The organism is Azospirillum sp. TSH100, from assembly GCF_004923295.1.
Classification (GTDB): domain Bacteria; phylum Pseudomonadota; class Alphaproteobacteria; order Azospirillales; family Azospirillaceae; genus Azospirillum.
The window spans coordinates 365,208-388,761 of the sequence record NZ_CP039634.1 but is presented as its reverse complement, the minus strand read 5'-3'; the positions used below and the strand labels follow the sequence as shown (position 1 = coordinate 388,761).

General features: G+C 68.7%; 19 protein-coding genes. 11 read left to right on the top strand and 8 right to left on the bottom strand.

The features are described from left to right. Nucleotides 1-1,269, top strand: coding sequence for a tyrosine--tRNA ligase (gene tyrS / locus E6C72_RS01915; RefSeq protein WP_109443133.1), 1,269 nt, complete (start codon nt 1-3; stop codon nt 1,267-1,269). A 31-nt stretch (nt 1,270-1,300) separates the two neighbouring features. On the opposite strand, the gene E6C72_RS01910 is transcribed toward tyrS, so the two are convergent. Next, nucleotides 1,301-5,059, bottom strand: a complete 3,759-nt coding sequence (locus tag E6C72_RS01910) for a DUF3971 domain-containing protein (RefSeq protein ID WP_109443132.1) — start codon at nt 5,057-5,059, stop codon at nt 1,301-1,303. A 99-nt stretch (nt 5,060-5,158) separates the two neighbouring features. Here E6C72_RS01910 and E6C72_RS01905 point away from each other — a divergent pair, with 99 nt between their 5' ends. The 4 genes from E6C72_RS01905 (at nt 5,159) to E6C72_RS01890 (ending at nt 10,943) form a co-directional block, all read left to right on the top strand. Then, entirely contained in the window at nt 5,159-8,188 is a 3,030-nt protein-coding gene (locus tag E6C72_RS01905; protein ID WP_109443131.1) for a bifunctional [glutamine synthetase] adenylyltransferase/[glutamine synthetase]-adenylyl-L-tyrosine phosphorylase, read from the top strand. 45 nt (nt 8,189-8,233) lie between these two features. After that, nucleotides 8,234-8,698 carry a thioredoxin-dependent thiol peroxidase gene (bcp, locus tag E6C72_RS01900; RefSeq protein WP_042695749.1) on the top strand — a complete coding sequence of 155 codons (465 nt, stop codon included), beginning with the start codon at nt 8,234-8,236 and terminating at the stop codon, nt 8,696-8,698. A 217-nt stretch (nt 8,699-8,915) separates the two neighbouring features. Then, complete coding sequence (locus E6C72_RS01895; protein WP_109443130.1) at nt 8,916-9,779, top strand: hypothetical protein; 864 nt, start codon at nt 8,916-8,918, stop codon at nt 9,777-9,779. Between the two features lie 39 nt (nt 9,780-9,818). Further along, the gene (locus E6C72_RS01890; protein ID WP_109443129.1) at nt 9,819-10,943 is read left to right on the top strand and encodes an anhydro-N-acetylmuramic acid kinase; all 1,125 of its coding nucleotides are present in this window, start codon (nt 9,819-9,821) and stop codon (nt 10,941-10,943) included. Here E6C72_RS01890 and E6C72_RS01885 read toward each other — a convergent pair. Beyond that, nucleotides 10,841-12,400 carry a hypothetical protein gene (locus tag E6C72_RS01885; protein ID WP_109443128.1) on the bottom strand — a complete coding sequence of 520 codons (1,560 nt, stop codon included), beginning with the start codon at nt 12,398-12,400 and terminating at the stop codon, nt 10,841-10,843. The two genes, E6C72_RS01890 and E6C72_RS01885, sit on opposite strands and share 103 nt — an antisense overlap. A gap of 106 nt (nt 12,401-12,506) precedes the next feature. Further along, on the bottom strand, nt 12,507-13,160 hold the full coding sequence (gene aat, locus E6C72_RS01880) for a leucyl/phenylalanyl-tRNA--protein transferase (RefSeq protein ID WP_109443277.1): 654 nt from the start codon (nt 13,158-13,160) through the stop codon (nt 12,507-12,509). Between the two features lie 149 nt (nt 13,161-13,309). Here aat and E6C72_RS01875 point away from each other — a divergent pair, with 149 nt between their 5' ends. Further along, nucleotides 13,310-14,047 carry a ribonuclease T2 gene (locus tag E6C72_RS01875; RefSeq protein WP_109443127.1) on the top strand — a complete coding sequence of 246 codons (738 nt, stop codon included), beginning with the start codon at nt 13,310-13,312 and terminating at the stop codon, nt 14,045-14,047. A 3-nt stretch (nt 14,048-14,050) separates the two neighbouring features. Here the strand turns inward: E6C72_RS01875 and E6C72_RS01870 are convergent, their stop codons facing one another. Further along, entirely contained in the window at nt 14,051-14,986 is a 936-nt protein-coding gene (locus E6C72_RS01870; protein ID WP_247875963.1) for an NAD(P)H-hydrate dehydratase, read from the bottom strand. Between the two features lie 10 nt (nt 14,987-14,996). Continuing rightward, the gene (locus tag E6C72_RS01865; protein WP_247875962.1) at nt 14,997-15,776 is read right to left on the bottom strand and encodes a histidine phosphatase family protein; all 780 of its coding nucleotides are present in this window, start codon (nt 15,774-15,776) and stop codon (nt 14,997-14,999) included. Nucleotides 15,777-15,971: 195 nt separating this feature from the next. On the opposite strand from E6C72_RS01865, the gene E6C72_RS01860 reads away from it, so the two are divergent. The 5 genes from E6C72_RS01860 to E6C72_RS01840 all read left to right on the top strand — a co-directional run bounded on the left by E6C72_RS01860 (nt 15,972) and on the right by E6C72_RS01840 (nt 20,421). Further along, nucleotides 15,972-17,078, top strand: a complete 1,107-nt coding sequence (locus E6C72_RS01860) for an alkene reductase (RefSeq protein ID WP_109443125.1) — start codon at nt 15,972-15,974, stop codon at nt 17,076-17,078. 254 nt (nt 17,079-17,332) lie between these two features. Continuing rightward, on the top strand, nt 17,333-17,896 hold the full coding sequence (locus E6C72_RS32595; RefSeq protein WP_042695755.1) for a cold-shock protein: 564 nt from the start codon (nt 17,333-17,335) through the stop codon (nt 17,894-17,896). 457 nt (nt 17,897-18,353) lie between these two features. Continuing rightward, a complete protein-coding gene (locus tag E6C72_RS01850; RefSeq protein WP_247882069.1) occupies nt 18,354-18,905 on the top strand; it encodes a YgjV family protein in 552 nt (183 codons plus the stop codon). Further along, nucleotides 18,902-19,624 (top strand): Crp/Fnr family transcriptional regulator, encoded by a 723-nt coding sequence (locus E6C72_RS01845; protein ID WP_247875961.1) that lies wholly within the window; start codon nt 18,902-18,904, stop codon nt 19,622-19,624. The genes E6C72_RS01850 and E6C72_RS01845 overlap by 4 nt, the downstream gene beginning before the upstream one ends. A gap of 128 nt (nt 19,625-19,752) precedes the next feature. Next, complete coding sequence (locus E6C72_RS01840) at nt 19,753-20,421, top strand: MT-A70 family methyltransferase (protein ID WP_109443123.1); 669 nt, start codon at nt 19,753-19,755, stop codon at nt 20,419-20,421. 9 nt (nt 20,422-20,430) lie between these two features. Here the strand turns inward: E6C72_RS01840 and E6C72_RS01835 are convergent, their stop codons facing one another. From E6C72_RS01835 to E6C72_RS01825, 3 genes are all read right to left on the bottom strand, one after another. Further along, nucleotides 20,431-21,060 carry an HAD family phosphatase gene (locus E6C72_RS01835; protein WP_247875960.1) on the bottom strand — a complete coding sequence of 210 codons (630 nt, stop codon included), beginning with the start codon at nt 21,058-21,060 and terminating at the stop codon, nt 20,431-20,433. Between the two features lie 13 nt (nt 21,061-21,073). Beyond that, entirely contained in the window at nt 21,074-21,841 is a 768-nt protein-coding gene (locus tag E6C72_RS01830; RefSeq protein WP_109443122.1) for a DsbA family protein, read from the bottom strand. A 136-nt stretch (nt 21,842-21,977) separates the two neighbouring features. Then, complete coding sequence (locus E6C72_RS01825; protein WP_109443121.1) at nt 21,978-23,408, bottom strand: esterase-like activity of phytase family protein; 1,431 nt, start codon at nt 23,406-23,408, stop codon at nt 21,978-21,980. Nucleotides 23,409-23,554: the final 146 nt, after the last annotated feature.

Sequence of the window (23,554 nt, the reverse complement as noted above, 5' to 3'; positions counted from 1 at the left end):
ATGACGACGACCACCCCCTCGGCTCCCGCCTCGGAGTTCCTGCGCACCCTTCAGGAGCGCGGATTCATCCACCAGTGCACCGATCTCGCCACGCTGGACGAGCGTGCGCAGAAGGGGCCGATCGTCGCCTATATCGGCTTCGACTGCACCGCCGACAGCCTGCATGTCGGCAGCCTGCTGCCGATCATGATGCTGCGCTGGCTGCAGAAGACCGGCCACAAGCCGATCGTGCTGATGGGTGGCGGCACCACCAAGATCGGCGACCCCTCCGGCAAGGACGAGGCTCGCCAGCTGCTGACCGACGAGGTCATCGCCAACAACATGGCGGGCATCAAGCGCATCTTCGGCCGTTACCTGACTTTCGGGGATGGTCCGACCGACGCGGTGATGGCGAACAACGCCGACTGGCTGGACGAGCTGAAATACATCCCGCTGCTGCGCGACATCGGCCGGCATTTCACCATCAACCGCATGATGACCTTCGAATCGGTCAAGCTGCGGCTGGAGCGCGAGCAGCCGCTGACCTTCCTGGAATTCAATTACATGATCCTCCAGGCCTATGATTTCGTGGAGCTGAAGCGGCGCTACGGCTGCACCTTGCAGATGGGCGGGTCGGACCAGTGGGGTAACATCGTCAACGGCGTCGAACTCGGCCGCCGCACCGACGGGGCGGAGCTGTTCGGCCTGACCACGCCGCTGCTGACCACCTCGTCGGGCGCCAAGATGGGCAAGACGGCGGCCGGCGCGGTGTGGCTGACCGCCGACAAGCTCAGCAGCTATGATTTCTGGCAGTATTGGCGCAACACCGAGGATGCCGATGTCGGCCGCTTCCTGCGCCTCTACACCGAGCTGCCGCTGGACGAGGTCGCCCGGCTGGAAAGCCTGCAAGGTGCGGAGATCAACGAGGCCAAGAAGATCCTGGCCAACGAGGTGACCAAGCTCGCCCATGGCGAGGCCGCCGCGCTGGAGGCCGCCGAGACCGCGCGCCGCGCCTTCGAGGAAGGGGCCGCGGCCGAGGGGCTGCCCAGCATCGAGGTGGCCCGCGCTGATCTGGAGGCCGGCCTGCCGGTGGTCGACCTGCTGGTGTCGGCCGGTCTTGCCGCGTCGAAGGGTGAGGCGCGGCGCCTGATCAAGGGCGGCGGCGCCAAGCTCAACGACGGGCCGATCGCGGATGAAACTGCGAAAGCGACCGTGGCGGACCTGAACGCCGATGGCGTGGTGAAGCTCAGCGCTGGCAAGAAGCGTCATGCGCTGGTGAAGGTGGCGTAAGACAGAGGCGGGTGGGAGGCGCAGCGGCTCCTCACCGCATGTGCGACTCCGGCGACGGCTTTGTGTCCGGCGCCGGAGAGCCTTCGCCGCCGAGGAAGAAAAGGTTGCGCAGGAAGCCGGGGGCCAGCACCGCCAGCGGGTTGACCGACACGTCGGGGTCGGACAGCGGTCCCTGGACATGCCAGGTGGCGGAGAAGATGCCCTGGCCCTCGCCGCCGCTCAGAACGTCGCCCAGCAGCGGAATCTGGCCGATCAGACGGTTGAGGCCATAGACCGGCACGATAGTGCCCTGGAGATTGGCGGTTTCCGTCTCCAGGTCGATCTGGCCCTCCAGCGTCAGGCCGAGCGCCGAACCGGAGGTGCGCAGATCCTTCAGGGTCAGCAGCCGGCCTTCCTTGCGGAAATCCGCCGACATGCGGCCGAAGGCGATGCCCTTGCCGCCGCCCAGCAGCTCGGCGAAGCCGGACGGCGAGATGGCGTTCAGGATGCGGGCCAGGGCCGGAACGTCGATCAGCGTGTAGTCGCGGATTTCCGCCTTGCCGACGATGGCGGCATCGGCGCGAGGTGCGGCCGACCGGCCGGTCAGGGTCAACCGGCCGCCGCGCATGCGGTCGTTCAGGTCCATCGCCTGCAAGGCCGATCCCAGATCCTCGGCAGTGATGGCGAGATCGTAGACGCCCTGCGGCCCCGGCCGCCATTTCAGCGAAACGCCGCCGCCTTCGCTGCGTCCGGTGAGGTCCAGCAGGGTCCAGGCGGTGGCGTCCCGCTTCATGGCTCCGGCGACCTGCCGCAGCCGCCGGCCGTCGCCGAACACCACCGAGTCGAACTTGATGGCGATGTCCAGCGGGGTCTTGCGGCCGTCGTCGGCAGGTGTCGGCGCCTTCTTGGGCGGCGGCGTCATCGCGCCCTCGCCCGAGGGTGTCTTGCCGGTCAGGCCGCGGGCATCAAGGCTGGTGCCGGTGATGGTGCCGGCATAGCCGCCGGATGATGGGCCTCCAGCTGGTCCGCCGGGCTTGGCCGGCGGCAGCACGGTCAGGTCGGCGCGCAGGTCGGTCTGGCCCAGCTTGAAGCTGGGGGTCTGCACCCGCGCCACCCGCTTGCCGCCATCGGCGAGTTCCAGGTTGGTGACGGATTTCAGCCCGCCGGCGTCGACGGTCAGGTTGCTGATCCGGGTCGGGCGGTCCTTGTCGAACTCCAGCGTCAGCTTGCCGGTGCCGGGCTTGCCGGGCGGCTTGGCCCAGCCCAGTTCCTCGATCGACAGCCGGGTCCTCTCCAGATTGAGGCCGGCGGTCAGCAGCAGCTTGTGCTTGCGGTCCACGGTGAACAGGATGTCGGCGCCGAAGGGGCCCTGCACCCGGTCTTCCAGATCGATGCCGTGGGCGCGCAGATCGTCGGCGGTGGCGTCGCCCTTCACTGCGATGCGGGTGCGAGGTCCCTTGGCCGCGCTGTCGAAGGACTCGTTCCAGTCGATGGTGACCGGGATGCCGTCCAGCTTGGTGGCACCCTTGATCTGCATCGCCTTCAGGTCGAGCGCCAGCGACAGTTCACCATCGGTGGCGTTCATCCCGGCCGCCACCTTCTCCACCCCGACCTTGTGCAGCTTGCCGGTCACGTCGAGGTCGAGCTGCTCCACCTTCAGGTCGGCCAGCAGCGGGAAGGCGAAATGCAGCTGCGCCTCGGCCGTGCCCTGGGTGCGTTTCGGGTCCATCTCCAGCTTGGTGGGATAGCCCAGCGGCGGCATGTCGATCAGGGTCAGGATGGACCGCACCGGCCCCTGGACCGGCAGGCGGATGTCCATCGTCTCCTTGCCGATGTCCAGCCCGCCGATCACCACCTTGCCGTCGCCGATTTCGATGTCGCCCGATTTGGCATCGGCGATCCGGCCGCCCCTGGTCAGGACGGTGAAGGTCTTGCCGTCTGTGGTCGCCTCCAGGGCCGCGCCGGTGACGGGCGTCAGGTTGTGGAAATAGCGGACGTTGACGTCCTCGCCGGCGATGGTGGCGAGGAAGCGGGTCAGGTCCGGCTCTCCCGCCGGCTTCCCTTGCGTGTCGAGCGGCACGGACAGCGCCGCCTCGGCCCGCGCCTGCGTCACCGTTCCATGCGACAGGTTCTTGGTCACCCATTCGCGCGCGTTCGGACTGGCGAAGGTCGGCCAATAGCGGCGCAGCTCGTCCAGGGCAACGCCGAGGGCGGTCGCCTGCGTCTCCACCAACATGCGGTCGCCCTGGCGCTGGGCGCTGGCGGTGGCCTCCAGCCGCGGCTGCGGCCTGCCGGCTTCGCCCAGCACGGCGCTGAACCCGTCCAACTCGATGCGGTCGCGGTCGCCGTGCAGGCGCAGCCGGGCCGACTCCACCGGCACCGGCCCCTCGAACAGATCGGGCCGCAGCAGCCGGCCGCGGTCGGCGGCGATGTCCAGCTTGCCGGCGGTCGGCTGAAGCAGCGGGTCGAAGGCCATCTCGACCGTTCCCGACAGCGGCAGCTCCGCCGTCTTCAGCGGCTTCAGCGACGGGGCGAGATTGGCGATGGCGGCGGGGGTGAAGCCGGACAGCCTTGCGGTCGCCTGGCCGGCCTTGTCCGGTCCTTGCCACCCCGAAAGCTCCAATCCGGCGGTGCGGCCGCCGGCGGTCAGCGACAGGCGGGCCTGGAGATCGCGGCCCCGGTCGGTCTCGGCCAGCTGGCCCTGGCCGCTCAGCGCCAGCGGCTCGCCGCCGTCCGGGGCGGCCGCCGTCAGCGACAGTCCGTCGACCCGCAGCCGCCGGCCCGGCACATCCAGTCCGCCATGCAGTTCCAGGCTCTGCACGGCGACCGGTTCCGGCCGCAGGGCGGGCAGGGCGACGGTGCCGGCACCGCCGCGCAGCTTGAGGTCGACGCTCAGGGGTTCCAGGCGATCGTCGAGTCGCGCCGAGACCGTTCCGGACAGCGGCAGCTTCACCGCCGACAGCGGTGCCAGGGCCGGCCCGAAATCCGCCAGCGCCGCCGGTTCCAGCCCGTCGACGGACATGGACAGGTCGCTGGTGGTGTCGGCGATGTTGTAGCGGCCGGCGGCGGTGATGGTCACGGCGCGCGCCTGCGGTGCTCCACCGGCGTTGCCCAGGTCCAACGTCACGCGGGCACGGCCCTGGGCGCCCTGGGCGTCGCGGGTCAGCACCACGTCGGCGCGGGTGGCGTGCCAGGCCAGATCGAGCATGCGGTTCTCGACCCGCAAGTCGGCGCCGGTCACCGACAGCCGGCGCAGCAGGCCCAGCGGCCGGTCGATGTCGGGCGGGCGGCGCAGGCTGTCCAGCGCCTCGTCCATCAGGTCGGGGCTGCCGCCATCGGGAGTTTGGGCATCGGGCTTGCGGGCGGACTGCGTGTCGGACCGCACGTCGAAGGCGAGGCTGCCGTCGGCCCGGCGCAGGATCGACAGGCGGGGCCTGACCAGATCGAGGCGCGTCGGCGACAGCGTGCCGCGGAACAGGGCCGGGATGGAGAAGCCGATGCCCATCTCGGGCACCGCCGCCAGTTCCGCCCCATCGGCGTTCAGCGCCTGCACCCGCCGGGCGCGCAGGTCGAGACGGCGGCCGGCTCCCTCAAGCCCGTCCTCGTCCTCCAGCGACAGCACCAGTTCACCGATGCCGACGTGGAACCGCCCGTCGCGGTCGCTCAGCGCCCGTTCGACATAGGGGATCAGCGGATCGAGCGCGACCGGTCCCTGCGACAGCCGCCACGCGAACAGCCCACCGGCCGCCAGAGCCACGGCGCCGACCCCGGTCAATGACAGGCCGAGAATCCTCGCGGTGCGCCGGATCATCGGGCACCATCGTGGGATGCGCGCGAATCGGCTCGATTGACCTTATCGCCTGAGACGTGCAGCTTTCTGCTCATGTTTTGAGCAGGAAAGATCGCCGACATGTCCAGCCCCGCCCCCGGCCCCATCGCGTTCTCAGGCCCTTTGCCGAAGCCCTTCGACAGCGCGCAGGCGGCGCTGGGGATGGAGCGCTGGCGCCAGCAGGCTGCCGCGGCCGAGCCGGAGGCCCGCGCCTGGGCGGAGGCCTTCGCCGATTCGGGAGCGGGCCGGGCGCTGATCGAGGCGGTGTGCGGCAACAGCCCGTATCTCGGCCACAGCCTGACGCGGGAGCTGCCCTTCGTCGCGCGGACGGTGCGGGACGGTTTCGATGCCACCTTTGCCGCGCTGATCGCCTCGCTCCATGCCGAGCACGGCGAGGAGACGTCGATGGACCGGCTGATGGCCGGCCTGCGGGTGGCGAAGCGGCGGGCGGCGCTGCTGATCGCGCTGGCCGACATCGCCGGGGCGTGGCCGCTGTTCCGCGTCACCGGCGCCCTGTCGGAGCTGGCGGAGACGGGGGTCCAGCTGGCCGCGAATTTCCTGCTGCGCCGCGCCGGAGAGGCGGGGACGCTGACGCTGCCGGATCCGCAGCGACCGTGGGTCGGTTCGGGCCTGATCGTTTTGGGCATGGGTAAGCTTGGCGGGCGCGAACTCAACTATTCCAGCGACATCGACCTGATCGTCCTGTACGACGACGCTGTTGTGCAGACGCCCCAGCCGGACAACCTCGCGCGAACCTTCATCAGGCTCGCACGCGATCTTGTCCGCATTATGGATGAACGGACCAAGGACGGCTACGTCTTCCGTACCGACCTTCGGCTTAGGCCGGATCCGGGCGCCACGCCGCTGGCGGTTTCCGTCTCCGCGGCCGAAATTTATTACGGCAGCGTCGGCCAGAACTGGGAGCGCGCGGCCATGATCAAGGCCCGCCCCATCGCCGGCGATCCGGAAGCGGGGGCCTCCTTCCTGCGCTTCCTGGAGCCCTTCGTCTGGCGCCGCAACCTGGATTTCGCCGCCATCCAGGACATCCATTCGATCAAGCGCCAGATCAACGCCCACAAGGGCCACCGCGAGGTGACGGTCAACGGCCATGACATCAAGGTCGGCCGCGGCGGCATCCGGGAGATCGAGTTCTTCGCCCAGACCCAGCAGCTGATCTTCGGCGGGCGCGACCCGCGCGTGCGCATCGCCCCGACCCTGATGGCGAACGAGGCGCTGCGCGACGTCGGCCGGGTGCCGCCGCAGACGGTGGAGGAGCTTGCCGGGGCCTATCATTTCCTGCGCCGTGTCGAACATCGGATCCAGATGATCGACGACCAGCAGACCCACCGTATTCCCGCCGACGATGCCGGGGTTGCGCATCTGGCGACCTTCCTCGGCTATGACGACCCCGCCGCCTTCCGGGCGGAGCTGCTGGCGACGCTGGGGCAGGTCGAGGACCGCTATGCCGAACTGTTCGAGGAGGCGCCGTCGCTCTCCGGCCCCGGCAATCTGGTCTTCACCGGAACCGACCCCGATCCCGGAACGGTGGAGACGCTGACAGGCATGGGCTTCGCCGATCCGGCCCGCGTCATCAGCGTGGTGTCGGCCTGGCATCGCGGCCGCTACCGCGCCACCCGGTCGGGCCGCGCGCGGGAACTGCTCACGGAACTGACGCCGGCCCTGCTGAGCGCGCTGGCCAAGACGCCGGCGCCCGATTCGGCGCTGATGAACTTCGACGATTTCCTCGGCAAGCTGCCGGCCGGCGTCGGGCTGTTCTCGCTGTTCGTCGCCAATCCCTGGCTGCTGGAGCTGGTGGCGGAGATCATGGGCATCGCGCCGCAGATGGCGCACACCCTGTCGCGCAACCCGTCGCTGCTCGACGCCGTGCTGTCGCCGGACTTCTTCGATCCGCTGCCGGGCCGGGATGACGGGCTGGCCGACGACCATGCCCGCGTGATGGCGGCGGCCCGCGATTTCGAGGACGCGCTGACCCTGTCGCGGCGCTGGACCAACGACCAGCGCTTCCGCGCCGGGGTGCATATCCTGCGCGGCATCACCGACGGCGACCGCTGCGGCGCCTTCCTGGCCGATCTGGCCGACATCGTCGTCCCCGACCTCGCCCGCCGGGTGGAGGAGGAATTCGCCCAGCGCCATGGCCATATTCCCGGCGGCGCCTGGGTGGTGGTGGCGATGGGCAAGCTTGGCAGCCGGCAGCTGACCATCACGTCGGACATCGATCTGATCGTCATCTACGACGTGGCGCCGGGCGATAGGCCGCGCCTTTCGGATGGCGCCAAACCGCTGTCGCCCAACGAGTATTACATCAAGCTGACCCAGCGCCTGACCAACGCCATCACCGCGCCGATGGGCGACGGGCGGCTTTACGAAGTGGACATGCGGCTGCGCCCGTCGGGCAATGCCGGGCCGCTCGCCACCTCGCTGGATGCCTTCGTCAAGTATCAGGCCACCGACGCCTGGACCTGGGAGCACATGGCCCTGACCCGGGCCCGGGTTATCGGCGGCGATCCCGAGCTGGCCGGGCGGGTGTCGGCGGCGATCCGGTCGGTGCTGACCGCGCCGCGCGATGCCGACCGGCTGCTGTGGGACGTCGCCGACATGCGGCGTCGGATCGAGAAGGAGTTCGGGACCACCAATGTCTGGGACGTCAAATACGCCCGCGGCGGCCTGATCGACATCGAGTTCATCGCCCAGTACCTGCAACTGCGCTTCGGCCATGAGAGGCCGGACATCCTGCATATCGGCACCGCCAAGGCGCTGGGATGCGCCGCCCGGACGGGGGCGCTGACTGGGGACGTGGCGGAAGAGCTGGAATCGACGCTGCGGCTTTGGCGGCGGGTGCAGGGCTTCCTGCGGCTGACCACCGCCGGGGTGCTCGACCCCAACCAGGTGTCGCCCAGCCTGCTGGCCGGGCTGGTCCGCGCCGCCTTTCCTGCCGACTTTCAGGGCGAGCGTGAGCCTGGCGCTGTTGACTTCCCCGAACTGGACCACAGAATCCGTGCCGTCGCCGCCCGCGCCCATGGTCATTTCAAGGCCCTGGTCGAGGAACCGGCGAGCCGTCTGGCCCCACCCACCACCACGCCTCCGGCTTGAGGACTCGTTTCCCCAGCCGGCAAGAAGAAGGATAGTCAAGCAGCCATGACCGTAGACGTCGGAACGCCCGCCCCGGATTTCACCATGCCGACCGACGGCGGGGGCAGCGTCACGCTGTCGGCCCTGCGCGGCAAGCCGGTGGTTCTGTATTTCTACCCGAAGGACGACACGTCGGGCTGCACGTCGGAGGCCTGCGGCTTCCGCGACCAGCTGCCCGACTTCTCCGCCATCGATGCGGTGGTGATCGGCGTCTCCAAGGACAGCGTCGCAAGCCATGACAAGTTCAAGGCGAAGCATGAGCTGACCTTCACCCTGGCCTCGGACACCGACGGCGCCGTCTGCGAAGCTTACGGTACCTGGGTCGAGAAGAGCATGTACGGCCGCAAGTACATGGGCATCGACCGCGCCACCTTCCTGATCGACAAGGATGGCGTGGTGCGCAACGTCTGGCGCAAGGTGAAGGTCACCGGCCATGTCGCCGCCGTGCTGAAGGCCGTGCAGGCGCTCTAATCTTAAGCGGGAGGGCAGGGCGCCTTTTTCTCCCGGCATGGACCGTAGGGGAAGGACGCTCTGCCTGCCCGGCTATTCCCCCGGCGTGTGGGCGTACGCCACAAGGGTATTTTTAGAAACGCCCCAAACCTGCCTACACTTCGTGCATTCCGGCACCAGAGGCCGCGCAACCCACCGCGGTTTTGGTCCTTCGGCTGCCCCCAGGGATGCACACGCCATGAACGTTGCGAACATTGCCCGGCGCCTCGTCGCCGGAGAGCTTCACTATGCGCTGGGCCGGTTCGAATCGGTGCGGCGCGGCTACAGTGCCCTGCGCCGCCTGTCTCCGCGGTCGCGCCAGCGGGCGCCGGCCGGCCCGCCCATCGCCCTGCCTCCGCTGCCGGCCACCCTGTTCGCCGGTCAGACCGTGGACCGCGCGCTGGCCGATCTGCGGCGCGATTCCATCGCGCTCGGTTTCGACCTGCCCTGGTCGATGGTGGAGGAGATGGTGGAGTTCGCCACCCACTCCCCGTTGCAGCGGCGGTTGCGCGACGACCGCATGTTCTATCGCCACACTGTCCGCAACGGCCGGCTGGAGGATGGGTCGCCTGCGGTGATGGGCATCGTCCCCGATCCGCTGGACTGCCCGGCGGTACGACGGGTCTGCCGCGACCCGCTGCTGATGGAGTGTGCCGGGGCTTTCCTCGGCTTCCCCGCCACCAAGATCATTCCGCGCCTGTTCTGGAGCTTCGTCACCGACGCCACCGACGACGAGCGCCGCCAGCTGGGCCAGACCATCGACTGGCATTTCGACGTCCACGACTTCCATTTCTGCTCGGCCCAGTTCTACCTGACCGATGTCGGGCCGGGCGCCGGGGAGCATGCGCTGGTCCGCGGCAGCCATCACGGCAAGTCGCTGCGCATGCTGATGGGATCGGCCAACGCCAGCGACGAGCAGCTGTTCACCCACTTCGCCCGCGACCGCATCCTGGTGGTGGAGGGGCCGGCCGGCACCGGCTTCATCGAGGACACGTCCTGCTACCACCGCGCCACCCCGCCGGCCAGCCGCGAGCGGCTGATGCTGCAGCTCTGGATCAGCTGAGCTAGACTGCCCCGCATCGTCACAGGGGATGCGGAACGGATGATGGAAGCGAAGGAAGGGCTGCGCACGGTCGTCGGCCTGATGAGCGGCACGTCGATGGACGGCATCGACGCCGCCCTGCTGCGCACCGATGGCCGCGACCGGGTGGAGGCGCTGGACTTCCTGACCATCCCCTATGACGACGGCTTCCGTGCCCGTCTTCGTGGCTGTCTCGGCCAAACCGGTCTGGGCAGGTCGGACCGCGACGGTCCGGTGGCGGAGGTCGAGCGTGACCTGACCGACGCCCATGCCGATGCGGTGCACCGCCTGCTCGACAAGGCCGGCGTCGCTGCCGCAGAGGTTGAACTGATCGGTTTCCACGGCCACACCATCCACCATGACCCGGATCGGCGGATCACCCGCCAGATCGGCGACGGTGCCCGGCTGGCCGCCGCGACCGGCATCGCCGTGGTCGATGATTTCCGCAGTGCCGATGTGTGCGCGGGCGGGCAGGGGGCGCCGCTGGTTCCGCTGTTCCACCGGGCGCTGGCCCATGGGCTGCCTCGTCCGCTCGCCGTCCTCAACATCGGCGGCGTCGCCAATGTCAGCTGGATCGGACCCGAGGCGGCGAAGGGGGAGGCCGAGGTGGTCGCCTGCGACACCGGGCCAGGCAATGCGTTGATCGACGATTGGGTGCTGCGCCATGGGCTCGGCCGTTTCGATGCCGGCGGGGCGCTGGCGGCGGCGGGCCGGGTGGACGCTGCGGCTCTGGCCACTCTGATGGCCCATCCCTATTTCGGCCGTCCGGCGCCCAAGTCGCTGGACCGTGACGCCTTCGATCCGGCGCCGGTGGCGGCCTTGTCCCCGCAGGACGGGGCCGCCACCCTGACAGCCTTCACTGCCGAGTCGGTCGCCCGTGTCGTCTCACACCTGCCTTCGCCGCCGGTGCGCTGGTTGGTCTGCGGCGGCGGTCGGCACAACGCCACGCTGATGGCGATGCTGGCCGACCGGCTGGGCGTTCCGGTCGAACCGGCGGACCTCGTCGGCTGGGATGGCGACGCGCTGGAGGCGCAGGCCTTCGGCTATCTCGCCGTGCGCAGCAGGCTTGGTCTGCCGCTCAGCTTGCCGGCGACCACCGGGGTGCCGGCGCCCATGCGTGGCGGCCTGTTCCATCCCGTCGCCTGATTTTCCCGGTCGGCTGCCAGGACGTCGCGGCTTGCGTCGCGGCTGCGGGCCGACGCCAGGAGAACCAGGGCTGCGAAGGGCACCAGCCAGATCACGCGGTTCTGATAGCGGTCATGGACGGCCGACAACCCGCCGGTGGCGATGGCGTTCAGCGTCAGCCCCAGCCCGATCACCAGAAGCAGCATCCGAACCCGCCCGTCGACCCGCCGCCAGCGCCCCAGCCCGAGCGTGGCGAGCCCCAGCACGCCGAGCGACAGCGACAGATCCTGGACCAGCGCCAGCCCATCGCGGGGGAAGCGCCCCTGCGTCTGCAGCGATTGGTCGAAGGCGGCATAGACCGGTGGGGGAAAGCGGCTGAACAGACGGCGGGTCAGCGGCTTGACCGGATCGTTCAGCGTGTCGTCCGGCTGGATCTCGACGAATTGGCCGGCGGCATTCGCCAGCCCATGTTCGGCGACCGCGGCCGGGTGGCTGGCGATGGTGTTGTGGGCGATCTCCGCCGCCTCGGCCACGAAGCGTGGCTGGTCGCCGAAGCGGCGGCGGGCGCCGTCGGGATGCCAGAGAAAATAGTCGGAGGTGACGTAGCCGGGCGCGCTGCGGTCCAGCGTATCCAGGCTGCCGCACAGCAGGTAATCGCGGCTGCGGCAGGCCTCGGTCAGATAGTCGCGCGCCGGACCATCGCCGATCAGCCGGGCCAGCAGGAAGACGGGGGAACTTTCGGACAGCACCGGCCGGCCGGCGGTCAGCAGGTTGGAGGCGGCCAGCAACCCGCCCCCCAGCGCCATCGGCAGCAGCACCCCCCAGGCCAGCGACCGCAGCATCGCGCGGTCCTGCCACAGCGCCCAGAGCCCGAGCAGGACGATCATCCCGCCCAGGATCGCCAGATGGCTGAGATGGGAGACGATCATGCCGGTGAGCGCCGCAACGGTCAGCAGCCGCTGCGGGATGGTCAGTGCCGGCCCACGCATGACGACGACATAAACAAGCAGGATCACCAGCCCGGTGAGGAAGTCCGGCATGATCGTCGCGGCGTGCAGCGACAGGCTGGTCGTCAGTCCCAGCAGCGCGGCGATGCCGAGGAACAGTCCGGGCCGCTCCGGCACCCCTGCCGCGGTCAGGGCCGCCCGCAGGACCGCCGCCGCCAGAATCCCCTGGCCCAGCGGGATCAGCCACACGCCCCAGCCGCTGGCGAAGGGCAGCAGGAACAGCATGTAGCCGAAGGGTCGCAGGAAGAAGATGTTGGCCGAGGAGGGACCGTGCGGCGACAGATCCGGCGGCGGCGTCCAGGCCGGCTGGGCTGCGCGGTGCAGGATGTTGAAGGCCGGCTCCAGATAACCCGGCGTGTCGTCGAAGGTCAGCGGGAAACCGTTCAGCACCAGCAGCGGTGCGCCGATCAGGAGGCCTGCCAGGATGATGGTCAGGGTGGGCAGAACCGAGGACTTGTTCCAAAAGCGCATGGGCGCCTTCCAGCCATGGCGGTGGATGCGCGGAGGATGGCCGCCCCCGTTGCAACGCACAACGGATCGGGCGTGGTAGAGGGGGAGGGCGGGGCGACGCTTCCGGCTAGGAGGGTGGCATGCCGGCCGACTCCAGCAGGTCGGCCAGCGCCGCCTGCTGGTCGACACCGCGGAAGTCGGTCTTGCGCTCCATCGCGGCGGCAAGACGCCGGCGATACTCGGTGCGCGGGATCTCGATGGCGCCGAACCGGCTCAGATGCTCGGTCACGAACTGGGTGTCGAGCAGGGCGAAGCCGGCGGCGCGCAGGCGGGCGACCAAGTGGACCAGCGCCACCTTGCTGGCCCCGGTCTCGCGGCTGAACATGCTCTCGCCGAAATAGGCACCGCCGATCGCCACCCCGTACAGCCCGCCCACCAGCCGGCCGTCGCGCCAGCATTCCACGCTGTGGGCGAATCCGGTGTCGAACAGGTCGCCGTAGAGGCGGACGATGTCGTCGTTGATCCAGGTCTTCGGCCGATCCTCCGTCGCTTCGGCGCAGCCTTCGATCACCGCGCGGAAGGCGCTGTCGAACCGCAGCTCGAACGGGCAGCGGCGTAGCGTCTTGCGCAGGCTGCGCGCCACATGGAAACCATCCAGCGGCAGGATGCCGCGCCGTTCCGGGTCGAACCAGTGAAGCTCACGCGATTCGGCGCTCTCGGCCATCGGGAAGATGCCGGCGGCATAGGCGCGCAGCAGAAGCGGGGCGGACAGGGTGAACATGCCGGTCACTATACCCTCTGGCGGGACGGAACGCGCAAACCTTCGGCAGACAGAGATTTGACCGGGTGGTGCCGGTGTCGAGACCCCGCGACACAAACATCCTTCCATGGTATGCAACGCAGGGAAGCATATCCCTGGGGAAGACCGTCATGAGAAGCGCTGCTGCCGTCATCCTGTCCGTTCTGGTTGCTGGACTGTTCGCCGCAAGCCCCTCCTGGGCGCAGAGGCGGGCGGAGCCGGGCAACTTCGACTATTACATCCTGTCGCTGTCCTGGACGCCGACCTATTGCGCCCGCGACAGGAACGGCCCCGATCCTGACCAGTGCGGTGACCGGAAGCTCGGCTTCGTCGTCCACGGCCTGTGGCCGCAATACAATGACGGCAGCTATCCGGCCACCTGCACCCGCGACCGCAACCTGCCGAAGGCGGTGGTGGACCAGACCATGTCGGTGATGCCCAGCGTCGGGCTGATGATGCATGAATGGCGCAAGCACGGGACCTGCTCCGGCCTGAACGCCACCGACTATTTCGCCAAGCTGCGCGGTGCGGCATCCAAGGTGGCGATCCCGGAGCAGCTGAAGTCCCCCGGCCCGACCGTGCAGGCGACCCAGGTGGAGCGGCTGTTCCTGGATGCCAATCCCGGCCTGACGGCGGAAGGGGTGGCGGTCGTCTGCTCCCGCCGCGACGTGTCGGAGGTGCGGATCTGCCTGAACAAGGATCTGGGCTTCGTCGCCTGCGGCCAGAAGGTTGTCGACCGCTGCCGCGACCGTGACGCCGCGCTGGCGGCCGATGTGGCGCCGTCGCAACCGCGTCGCACCACGCCCCCGGCCACCCCGGCCCTGCCGCCGGCTCCGGCTCCAGCCAGCGTCGGCGCCCCGGTGCGGTAAGGCTCAGCGGCAATCCGGCTCGATGTCCGATTCGCTGGCCAGCGTCGCCATTACCGCCGGGATCTCCGCAAGCAATTCGCGTGCAAGGAAACCCAGCGGGCCGATGCGGCGACTCAGGCGGTTGCCGGCCTCGCCATGCAGGAAGACGCCCCAGATGGCGGCCTGTTCCGGACTGGCGCCGCGGGCCAGCAGGCCGGCGACGATGCCCGCCAGCGTGTCGCCGGAACCGGAGGTTGCCAGCCCCACCGTCCCGCCGCGGTAGGCCCAGGCGCGGCCATCGGGGGCGACGATGCGGGTGCATCCCCCCTTGAGCGCCACCACCGCCTTCAGCACCGCCGCCGCCGCCCGGGCGCAGCCCAGCGGGTCGGCCTCCACCCGGTCGCGCGAGCAGCCGAGCAGCCCGGCCATCTCGCCGGCATGGGGGGTGACGACCATGCGGCCGTCATGCCGGTGCAGCGGCGCCGGGTCGCGCCCCAGCCCGGCCAATGCACCGGCGTCCAGCACGAATCGCGGCCCGTTCTCGTCAGTTTCCAGACGGGTCAACAGCGCCGCGGTCAGTTCCGCGGCGGCCGCCTCATCCATCATGCCAGGGCCGATCAGCACGGTGTCGCAGCGTAAGGCGCGCCCGACCAGCGTCTCGGCCGCCTCCGGAGCGATTCCACCGTCGGCGGTTTCGGGAAGTCCGATGACCAGGGCTTCCGGCAGAGCCAGACCCAGATGGGGCGCGATGCTGGCGGCGGTGGCGATCTGCAGCTTGCCGGCCCCGGCCCGCAACACGCCGATCCCGGCCAGCAGGGCGCCGCCCGGAACCGGAACGCTGCCCGCCACCACCAGCACACGGCCGCGGGTTTCCTTGTCGCCGTCGCCGTCCGGCTGGGGCAGGGGCATGCCGCGCAGGAGCCCGGCTGTGACGGGGATCTCGTCTATGGGGGCGTCCAATCGCGTCTCCTCAGCGGGCTGCAACCGCCGCATCCGGCTCGGCGGTGACCGGGGCGCCGGCCTCCTCCAGCGGGGCGACGACGTTGTAGCGGTGCAGCAGCAGCCCGCCCCGTGGCCCGGCCTGGGCGTCGAAGCGGTACTCGGTGATGGAGCAGTTGGCGACGTCGCCGGCCGCGTCGATGGCGAGGATCTCCTCCTCCGTCAGGCTCTCCAGCAGATAGCGCAGGCACAGCACCACCACCTGATGTCCGACGATCAGCACCCGCCGGCCACCATGATGCAGGCTGACGGTGTCGAGCGCGCTGCGCAGCCGCAGGATCACGTCGCACCAGCTCTCGCCCCCCGGCGGGCGGTGATAGAATTTGCCCAGCAGGCGGCGGAATTCGGCCTGTTCGGGGAATTCCCGGCGGATGCCGGCGGTGGTCAGCCGGTCGAGCACGCCGAACTCCTTCTCGCGCAGCCGCTCGTCGATGACGAAGTCGTTGGGATGGACGGGCAGCCCGCCGGACTGGTGCAGCCGCTCCGCCGTGCGCATCGCCCGCCGGTAGGGCGAGGTCAGCACCACGTCCGGCCGTTCCACCGCCGGCATGGCGGCGAACCAGCGGCCGAGCGCGTCGGACTGCCGCTCGCCCAGCGGGCTGAGCGGAACATCCACGTCGCGCTCGGCAATGTCGATCCGGCCGAGCCCGGCGGCATGCGCGGCGTCGCGGGCGACGTTCCCGGCGCTCTCCCCATGGCGGACGATCCAGAGGCGCTCGGGCCAAGGGTGCTGAATCGGCGCGTGCTGCATCGACGGTCCCGTTTTCCGGTGGAGGGTTGTGCCGGGAATAACCGCCGGAGCCCGCGAAAGGTCCCTCCGGGAGGCCCGGCACGGTATGGCAGCCATGCCGCCCGTTGGGTTGCTGCGGTGCGGCGAAGCCTTGCCGGGCGCTTGTGGCGGGCCACTCTTTCCTGTCCAGTTCCCAACCATCAGAATGGATCGGACATGACGGACAGCCAGGACGCGGCCCCCCTGTTCCAGCCGGTGACGATCGGGCGCTACACCCTGCCCAACCGCATCGCCATGGCGCCGCTGACCCGCAGCCGCACCGACAACGCCACCGGCGTGCCGACCGCGATGAACGCCGACTATTATGCCCAGCGCGCCAGCGCCGGCCTGATCATCGCCGAGGCGACGCAGATCTCGCCGCAGGGCAAGGGCTATGCCTATACCCCCGGCATCCACAGCGACGCACAGGTGGCGGGCTGGAGGCTGGTCACCGATGCCGTGCATGCCAAGGGCGGGCACATGTGCCTCCAACTCTGGCATGTCGGCCGCATCTCCCACCCCGATCTGCAGCCCGGCGGCGCCCTGCCGGTGGCGCCCTCCGCGGTCAGGCCGGAGATGAAGGCCTTCACCGTCGATGGCTTCAAGGACATCCCGACTCCGCGGGCGCTCGACGTGGAAGAGCTTCCGGGCATCGTCGAGGATTACCGCCGCGCCACCCGGAATGCGCTGGCCGCCGGCTTCGACATGGTGGAGGTGCACGCCGCCAACGGCTATCTGATCGACCAGTTCCTGCGCGACGGCACCAACAGGCGGACCGACGCCTATGGCGGTTCGGTGGAGAATCGTGCCCGCTTCCTGTTCGAGGTGCTGGATGCCGTGGTGGCGGAAGCCGGGGCCGACCGCGTCGGCATCCGCCTGTCGCCGCTCAGCCCGGCCAACGACGCCCGGGAAAGCGACCCGGTCGGCACTTTCAGCCCGGTGATCCGCCGCCTGAACGACTATGGCCTCGCCTATCTGCATATGATCGAGGGCGTGACCCGCGGCCCGCATCCCGGATTCGGCGGCGATCTCGCCGAACTGCGCGGGCTCTACAAGGGCCGTTACATGGCCAACAACGTTTATGACCGCGCGATGGCGATCCAGGCGGCGGCCAGCGGCCATGCCGACATGATCGCCTTTGGCCGACCCTTCATCGCCAACCCCGATCTGGTGGAGCGGCTGCGCATCGATGCTCCGCTGGCCGAACCGGACCAGAAGACCTTCTATGGCGGGGACCGTCACGGCTACACCGACTATCCCACGTTGAACCAGTCGGCGGCCTGAACCGGCGGCGCACGGAGCGCGTGCAAAACCTTCCGAGTCGCATCAAGGGGCGCGGTACAGGGGTGCCGGAACCGGCAGGCAGGGCGGCACTTCGGTGCCGCTTCCGCCTGATATCGCCAGGAGGGGACCGACAAGCGTGAGCCTGGGGTGGGGCAATTAGCGGCGATTCGGCCATCTTTCCTTTGGAAGGCTTGACCTGGGACCGGATCCCTGTGACAAAAGACATTCGGCACACTCTATGAGCTTGAAGACACATGTTCGATCGCCCGCCCCGCCAGGGCTTCCGCGCTCCCGAGATCACCAAGTCCAACGTTACCGCCACCGTGAAGTGGTTCAACCCCACCAAGGGGTTCGGCTTCGTGTCGCCTGAGGACGGTTCGCCCGATGCCTTCCTGCACGTCTCCGCGGTTCAGGCCGCCGGCTACGACGCGCTGGACGAAGGCACCACCATCACCTGTGATCTGGCCCGTGGGCCGAAGGGTCCGCAGGTGGCCTCCATCCACACGGTCGATACGTCGACCGCTCAGCGTTCGGCCCGTCCGCGGACGACCGGTGGCTTCGACCGTGGCGGCTATGACCGCGGCGGCTACGATGCCGGCGGCGCCGGTGGCGAAGAGGTCGACGGCACCGTGAAGTGGTTCAATGCCGACAAGGGCTTTGGCTTCATCACGCCCAGCACCGGTGGCAAGGACGTCTTCGTCCATGTCAACGTGCTGCGCCGTTCGGGCATGCAGACCCTTCAGGAAGGCGATCAGGTGCGCGTCACCGTTCGCCAGGGCCAGAAGGGTCCGGAAGCGGGCAAGGTCGAGTACCTGTAAGGCTCCGGGTTACCCGGGCCTCGGCCGCACGGCGTTCGTCCTCTCCGGACGCGCGCCGTACCGGCCGGCTCCGCTTGGCTGAAAAGCCTGACGAAATCCCGGGCCGAATCGGCCCCGGATTTCCCGGTGAGAGTCCGGACTTTCAACGCACGGTGCCCCCCTTCACAGGGGGCGCGCCGTGCGTTCCTGTCTTTTGTTCTGCTGCATTTGCGGTCCTGGCTCGTGAGTGATCCGGCCGTGGCTCCAGTATGGCCCGGCTGTTCGTTGCGTGTGTCTTCCGCTCTTTCTTCCTTCTTTCTCCGTCTGCTCTTTGGCGCCGCCCTCCGGGGCGGCTGGCGCTGTTTCAGACCGGCCTCCCGTTGTTTAACCCGCTGTTCCAAGCTGTCGTAAGGCGCGATCCGGCATGAGCGAGCTGCTGACCGACCTGCTTCAGGCGGTTGAGGATGGTGGATGGTCGGTGGCGCAGCTGCTCGGTTTTTGCGGCACGATCGGCGGCATGCTCTGGCCCTTCTTCCACAGTCGAACCGCCATGCTGCTGGTGCAGCTTGTGCCCTGCTTGTGTTTTGCCCTGCATTTCGCCCTGGTCGACGCCCCGACTGCGGCGGCGCTGAACGGACTTGCGGCGATTCAGGTTTTGGCGGCGCTGGCGGTCGGCGGCCGGGCGGCTTTCCGAATCGCCTATCTGCTGATTCTGCCGGTGATCGCCGTTGTGATGGCGCTCACATGGACCGGTCTGCCGTCGGCCTTCGCCGCGGCGGGAATGGCACTGATCAGCCTTGCCCGCTACCAAACACAGGTTGCGCGATTTCGCGGCACCATGCTGGTGGCTTTGCCCTGCTGGTTCGTGCACAACAGTCTGGTGGGATCGGTGCCGGGGATGATCTCGGACCTGACCGGGATCGTCGTCAACGCCTGGATGCTGCTGCGCGGCACCGGGATGGCGCCCCCGCAACCGGCACCCTTGGCAACACCAATTCCGTCGGCGAACGGGGAGGCGAAGCTGTCATGACCGTCAACCATTCGAACCTGTCGCATTCGAATCTGTCGTCGGAAGACGCTGCCGCACTGCGCGCAATCCCGCTGTTCGCCAAGCTGACCGACCGTGCGGTGTCACTGCTCGGCGGCGTCGCCATCGTGCGGCCGGTGTCACGCGGCACCACGCTGTTTCTCCAGGACGAGCCGGCCGACCGTTTCTTCGTGCTGCTCGATGGCTGGGTGAAGCTTTACCGCCTGACCCGCGACGGAACGGAGGCGGTCGTGCATGTCATCGGCCCGGCGGAGAGTTTTGCCGAGGCCGCCATGTTCGCCGACGGCAAGTTCCCGGTCTGTGCGGAGGCGGTAACCGACGCGCGCGTGATGACCCTGACCGCTGACGGATTCGCCCGCTGCCTGCGCGAGGACGACCGCATCGCGTTCGGCATGCTGGGATCGCTCTCGGTCCGCCTGCGCCATCTGGTGACGCAGATCGAACAGCTTCAGGTCCAACCGGCGCCGCAGCGGGTCGCCGCCTTCCTGATGCGCGTCTGCCCGCCGGGCGACGGGCCGGCGCAGTTCCAGCTTCCCTTCGACAAGGCGCTGATCGCCCGCCGCCTGGGCATGCAGCCGGAAACCCTGTCGCGGGCGCTCGCCAAGCTGCGCGCCGTCGGCGTGGAAACCCAGGGGCTGACCGTCAGCGTCGCCGAACGCGCGTCCCTGCGCGCCATGGCCGAGGCCGGCGAGGAGGAGTGACGGGGATCGTGGCGCCGGTGGCTGTGGCAGCATCGCCGCGGCGGTTCAGACCGGATTGACGGCGCTGTCCCCCCGTGCGAGTTTGCACCCCTCCCGGTACCCTATTTGTTCAGGATTTCGAGGCAGCGATGGGCGACAGCAAGACGGTGGCGGCGGCATCGGATCCGGCGCAGGATCTGGTGGCCTTCGCTGGTGACCGGCGCTTCGCCACCGTGATGGCGGACCCGCCCTGGCGCTTCGTCAACCGCACCGGCAAGATGGCGCCGGAGCATCGCCGCTTGTCCCGCTACGGCACCATGACGGTGGAGGACATCTGCGCCCTGCCGGTCGCCGACATCGCCGCTCCGACCGCCCATCTGTATCTTTGGGTGCCCAACGCGCTGCTGCCGGAAGGCTTGCAGGTGATGCGCAACTGGGGTTTCGAGTACAAGACCAACCTGATCTGGCACAAGGTGCGCAAGGATGGCGGGTCCGACGGACGCGGGGTGGGGTTCTACTTCCGCAACGTGACCGAACTGATCCTGTTCGGTGTCCGCGGCAAGAAGGCCCGGACGCTGCCGCCCGGCCGCAGCCAGGTCAATCTGATCGAGAGCCGCAAGCGCGAGCACAGCCGCAAGCCCGACGAACAGTATGAACTGATCGAGGCGTGCAGCCCCGGCCCCTATCTTGAGATGTTCGCCCGCGGCGCCCGGCCCAACTGGTCGGTCTGGGGCAACCAGGCTGACGACAGCTATGAGCCGACCTGGAAGACCTACGCGTTCAACTCCGCCACCGACCGCGAGGCGGCGGCGGAGTAGGGGACCGCGTCACAGCAGCCCCAGCGCCTCCAGATCGCGCCGCAGAGCCTCGGCGCCCAGGAACAGGTGCGCCGACATGCCCACCGACTTGGCCGCCTCGACATTGTCGGGGTTGTCGTCGATGAAGTAGCAGTCCTTCGGTTCGAGACCGTAACGGTCCATCAGCAGCCGATAGATCGCCGGATCAGGCTTCACCAGCCGTTCCTGACCCGAAACGATGATGCCGTCGAAGCCGTTCAGGAAGTCGAAACGCTTGCGCGTCAGCTCGAATTTGTCGACCGAGAAATTGGTGATGGCATAGACGGGTACGCCGCGGCTCTTCAGCTCCGCCAGGATGTCAGGGGTGCCGGGGATCGGGCCGGGAACCATGCGTTCCCACATGTCGTCATAGGCACGGATCAGCTCGGCGCAGTCCGGATGTTCCTCGGTCAGCAGGGTGACCGCGTCCTTCCAAGGGCGGCCGCGATCCTGCTCCAGGTTCCAGGCCGGGGTGCAGACCCGGTCGAGGAAATCCTCCATCAGGTCTTCATAGCCATCGAACAGCTCGCGGTAGAGATGACGCGGATCCCATTCGATCAGCACCTGCCCGACATCGAAGACAACGATGGACGGCTTGGCCCGCTCGGTCATTCCGGTCATGAAACGATCCACCTCAGCCCTTGGCGCGGGCGGCGTCGGTCAGCCGCTTCATGTCGTCCAGCTTGATGGCGCCGGGCACCAGCTCGTCACCGAAGACGAAGGCGGGGGTGCCGCGGATGTTCAGCTTCTCGGCCAGCGCCTGGTTGGCGGCGATCACCTTCAGCACGTCCGGCGAGTCCATGTCCTTCTTCAGCCGGTCGGTGTCGAGACCGACCGACTTGGCCAACCGCATGATGACCGCCTCGTCCAGCTGGCCGCGCTGGGCCATCAGGGCATTGTGGAATTCGACGTACTTGCCCTGACCGCGCGAGGCGAGCGCCGCCTTGGAGGCGACCAGCGATGCCGGCCCCAGGATCGGGAATTCCTTCAGCACGAAACGCAGCTTGGGATCGCCCTTGATCAGCGACTGGGTGTCGGCCTGCACCGCCTTGCAGTAGCCGCATTGGTAGTCGAAGAACTCCACCACCGTTACATCGCCCTGCGGGTTGCCGATGACGACGTCGGCGGGGCTGCGGAGCAACTCCTGCCTGTTCTCCACCAGCGCCTTGCGGGCCTGTTCTGCCTCGGCGGTCTTCTGGCGTTCCTGCATGGCCTCGACGGCCTGGAGGATCACCTCCGGATGCTCCATCAGATAGTCGCGGACGATCCTCTCTATCGCCGCCTTCTGGTTGGTGTCGAAGCTGGCCGATTGCGCATGGGCCGGGGCGGTGGCGGACAGCGCCAGCGCCGCGACGGGCAGGGCGAGCAGGGCGGAACGCAGGAACGGCAGGGCGGGGCGCATGAGGGGCGGTCTCCGAAACACGAAGGACATTGGGCCGAAGGCCGCCCACACTGGACCGACAATCAGGTCCGGACAAGTGCAAAGCGCTCGTCCGGACTTCACCTTTGCGCGATCGGGACCTTTGCGCGATCAGCCGTCAGCGGGCGCGCAGCAACTCGCCGACCGACAGCAGCGCCATCTCGTCGCCGTCGGCCTTGCCGATGGTCCGGCCGGTGGAATAGGGCAGGTTGTTGTCGTTGACGACGACGATGTGGTCGGCATCGACGATGTTCAGCCCCTCCGGCCCGAGATGGGGCATGACGAACCGGCCCTCCGGGGCCTGACCGGCGCGGGCCTTGTGGTCGGGATCGGCGATGTCGGTCAGATCGATGTAGCCGACCTTGCGGACGAAGCCCTCGACGTCGGCCCCTGCGATGTCGATCTTGTAGACGCGTTTGAAGGCGGCCGGGGCGTTGAAGCAGTCGGGCTTGGCTTCGCCCTGGCAGGCCTGGGTCCTGGCCCCTTCGGTGGTGTCGTCGCGCTCGATCACCAGGGCGCTGCCGGCGTCGATCATCGCCATGTCGGCGACGACGTTGGCGTTGTCTTCCAGCCTGTACTTCCACGACTTGCCGGTGTACGTGCGGTTGGCGACGTCGAACTCCAGGATGCGGGTGTAGGCGCGGCCGTCCTTGGCCTCGAAGGCGTTGGCAGCGGCGTTCCACAGCGGGCCTTCCAGCGACGGGTACAGCGTCCTGCCGTCCGGCGACACGCCCATCGGTTCGAACCCGCGGGAACGGCGGACCTCGAAGCTGACCGTGCCCGGTACCGCCGGCAGGCCGTTGTTGCGGTAATGGTCGGGCGAGCGGGCCGGCTTGCCGTCGACCACCGTCTCGTGCACCGCGATCACCACGCCGTCGCGGCTCAGTTCCAGGATATAGGGGCCGAACTCGTCGCCGATGAACAGGCGGTCGGGCTGGACCACCAGCGATTCGGGGTCGAAGTCGGCACCGGTCAGATAGCGGCTGGTGGTGTTCTCGTTGACGATGGCGAAGGGAACCTTGCGGTCGGGATCACGCAGGAAGATGGTCTCCAGCCGCTGCATGGCACCGCTCTGCCAGTCCGGCTTGACGCGATGGACCATCAGCAGCGCATCGACCGAGTTCACCTTGCTGCCGAATCCGTTGTCGGTCAGCGCCAGGAACTCGCCATTGGGCTGGGGCACGACGGCGGAGAAGCCCTGCACCGCCTGACCCGCGACCGGCAGCATGATCTCGGTCTGGCGCGGAATCTTGGGGTCGGAAGCGAAGGAAGTGGCGCGGATGGTGCCTACGGCGTCCACGCGTTTGCGGTCGGCATTGGTGAATTTGCCGGATGTCGCGAACAGCGGTCCGGCATCGGCCGGCGCCTGCACCAGCGTGTCGGCCGGCAGCACGGCATGGCCGGCGAGCGTGGCGGTATAACGCTTGGCCTGCGGGCTTTGGGCCTGCTGATCCTGCGCGTGGGCCGCGCCAATGGTCAGGCTGGCGGACAGGAGAGCGGCGGTGGCGAGCAGGGTGCCACCCCAGGACGGCAGACGGGCGGACGGCATGTGATGTGCTCCGTGGACGGAATCGCGCGCCCTGATCGAGTGGAGCGCGCTTGATGTCCGCGGAATAGCAAGCGGCGATGACGGTGCCGGGACGATTGAATGACTGTTGCGTTACTGGAAGGACGCTTTGGTCATATGAGCTTGCC

Excerpts from the sequence above, each read along its gene's own strand:
- E6C72_RS01905 (WP_109443131.1), top strand. The coding sequence starts at position 5,159 with ATGTCCAGCCCCGCCCCCGGCCCCATCGCGTTCTCAGGCCCTTTGCCG.
- E6C72_RS01840 (WP_109443123.1), top strand. The coding sequence starts at position 19,753 with ATGGGCGACAGCAAGACGGTGGCGGCGGCATCGGATCCGGCGCAGGAT.
- E6C72_RS01895 (WP_109443130.1), top strand. The coding sequence starts at position 8,916 with ATGAACGTTGCGAACATTGCCCGGCGCCTCGTCGCCGGAGAGCTTCAC.
- E6C72_RS01865 (WP_247875962.1), bottom strand. The coding sequence starts at position 15,776 with ATGCAGCACGCGCCGATTCAGCACCCTTGGCCCGAGCGCCTCTGGATC.
- tyrS (WP_109443133.1), top strand. The coding sequence starts at position 1 with ATGACGACGACCACCCCCTCGGCTCCCGCCTCGGAGTTCCTGCGCACC.
- E6C72_RS01910 (WP_109443132.1), bottom strand. The coding sequence starts at position 5,059 with ATGATCCGGCGCACCGCGAGGATTCTCGGCCTGTCATTGACCGGGGTC.
- E6C72_RS32595 (WP_042695755.1), top strand. The coding sequence starts at position 17,333 with ATGTTCGATCGCCCGCCCCGCCAGGGCTTCCGCGCTCCCGAGATCACC.
- E6C72_RS01890 (WP_109443129.1), top strand. The coding sequence starts at position 9,819 with ATGATGGAAGCGAAGGAAGGGCTGCGCACGGTCGTCGGCCTGATGAGC.
- aat (WP_109443277.1), bottom strand. The coding sequence starts at position 13,160 with ATGTTCACCCTGTCCGCCCCGCTTCTGCTGCGCGCCTATGCCGCCGGC.
- E6C72_RS01860 (WP_109443125.1), top strand. The coding sequence starts at position 15,972 with ATGACGGACAGCCAGGACGCGGCCCCCCTGTTCCAGCCGGTGACGATC.
- E6C72_RS01845 (WP_247875961.1), top strand. The coding sequence starts at position 18,902 with ATGACCGTCAACCATTCGAACCTGTCGCATTCGAATCTGTCGTCGGAA.
- E6C72_RS01835 (WP_247875960.1), bottom strand. The coding sequence starts at position 21,060 with ATGACCGGAATGACCGAGCGGGCCAAGCCGTCCATCGTTGTCTTCGAT.
- bcp (WP_042695749.1), top strand. The coding sequence starts at position 8,234 with ATGACCGTAGACGTCGGAACGCCCGCCCCGGATTTCACCATGCCGACC.
- E6C72_RS01885 (WP_109443128.1), bottom strand. The coding sequence starts at position 12,400 with ATGCGCTTTTGGAACAAGTCCTCGGTTCTGCCCACCCTGACCATCATC.
- E6C72_RS01830 (WP_109443122.1), bottom strand. The coding sequence starts at position 21,841 with ATGCGCCCCGCCCTGCCGTTCCTGCGTTCCGCCCTGCTCGCCCTGCCC.
- E6C72_RS01825 (WP_109443121.1), bottom strand. The coding sequence starts at position 23,408 with ATGCCGTCCGCCCGTCTGCCGTCCTGGGGTGGCACCCTGCTCGCCACC.
- E6C72_RS01875 (WP_109443127.1), top strand. The coding sequence starts at position 13,310 with ATGAGAAGCGCTGCTGCCGTCATCCTGTCCGTTCTGGTTGCTGGACTG.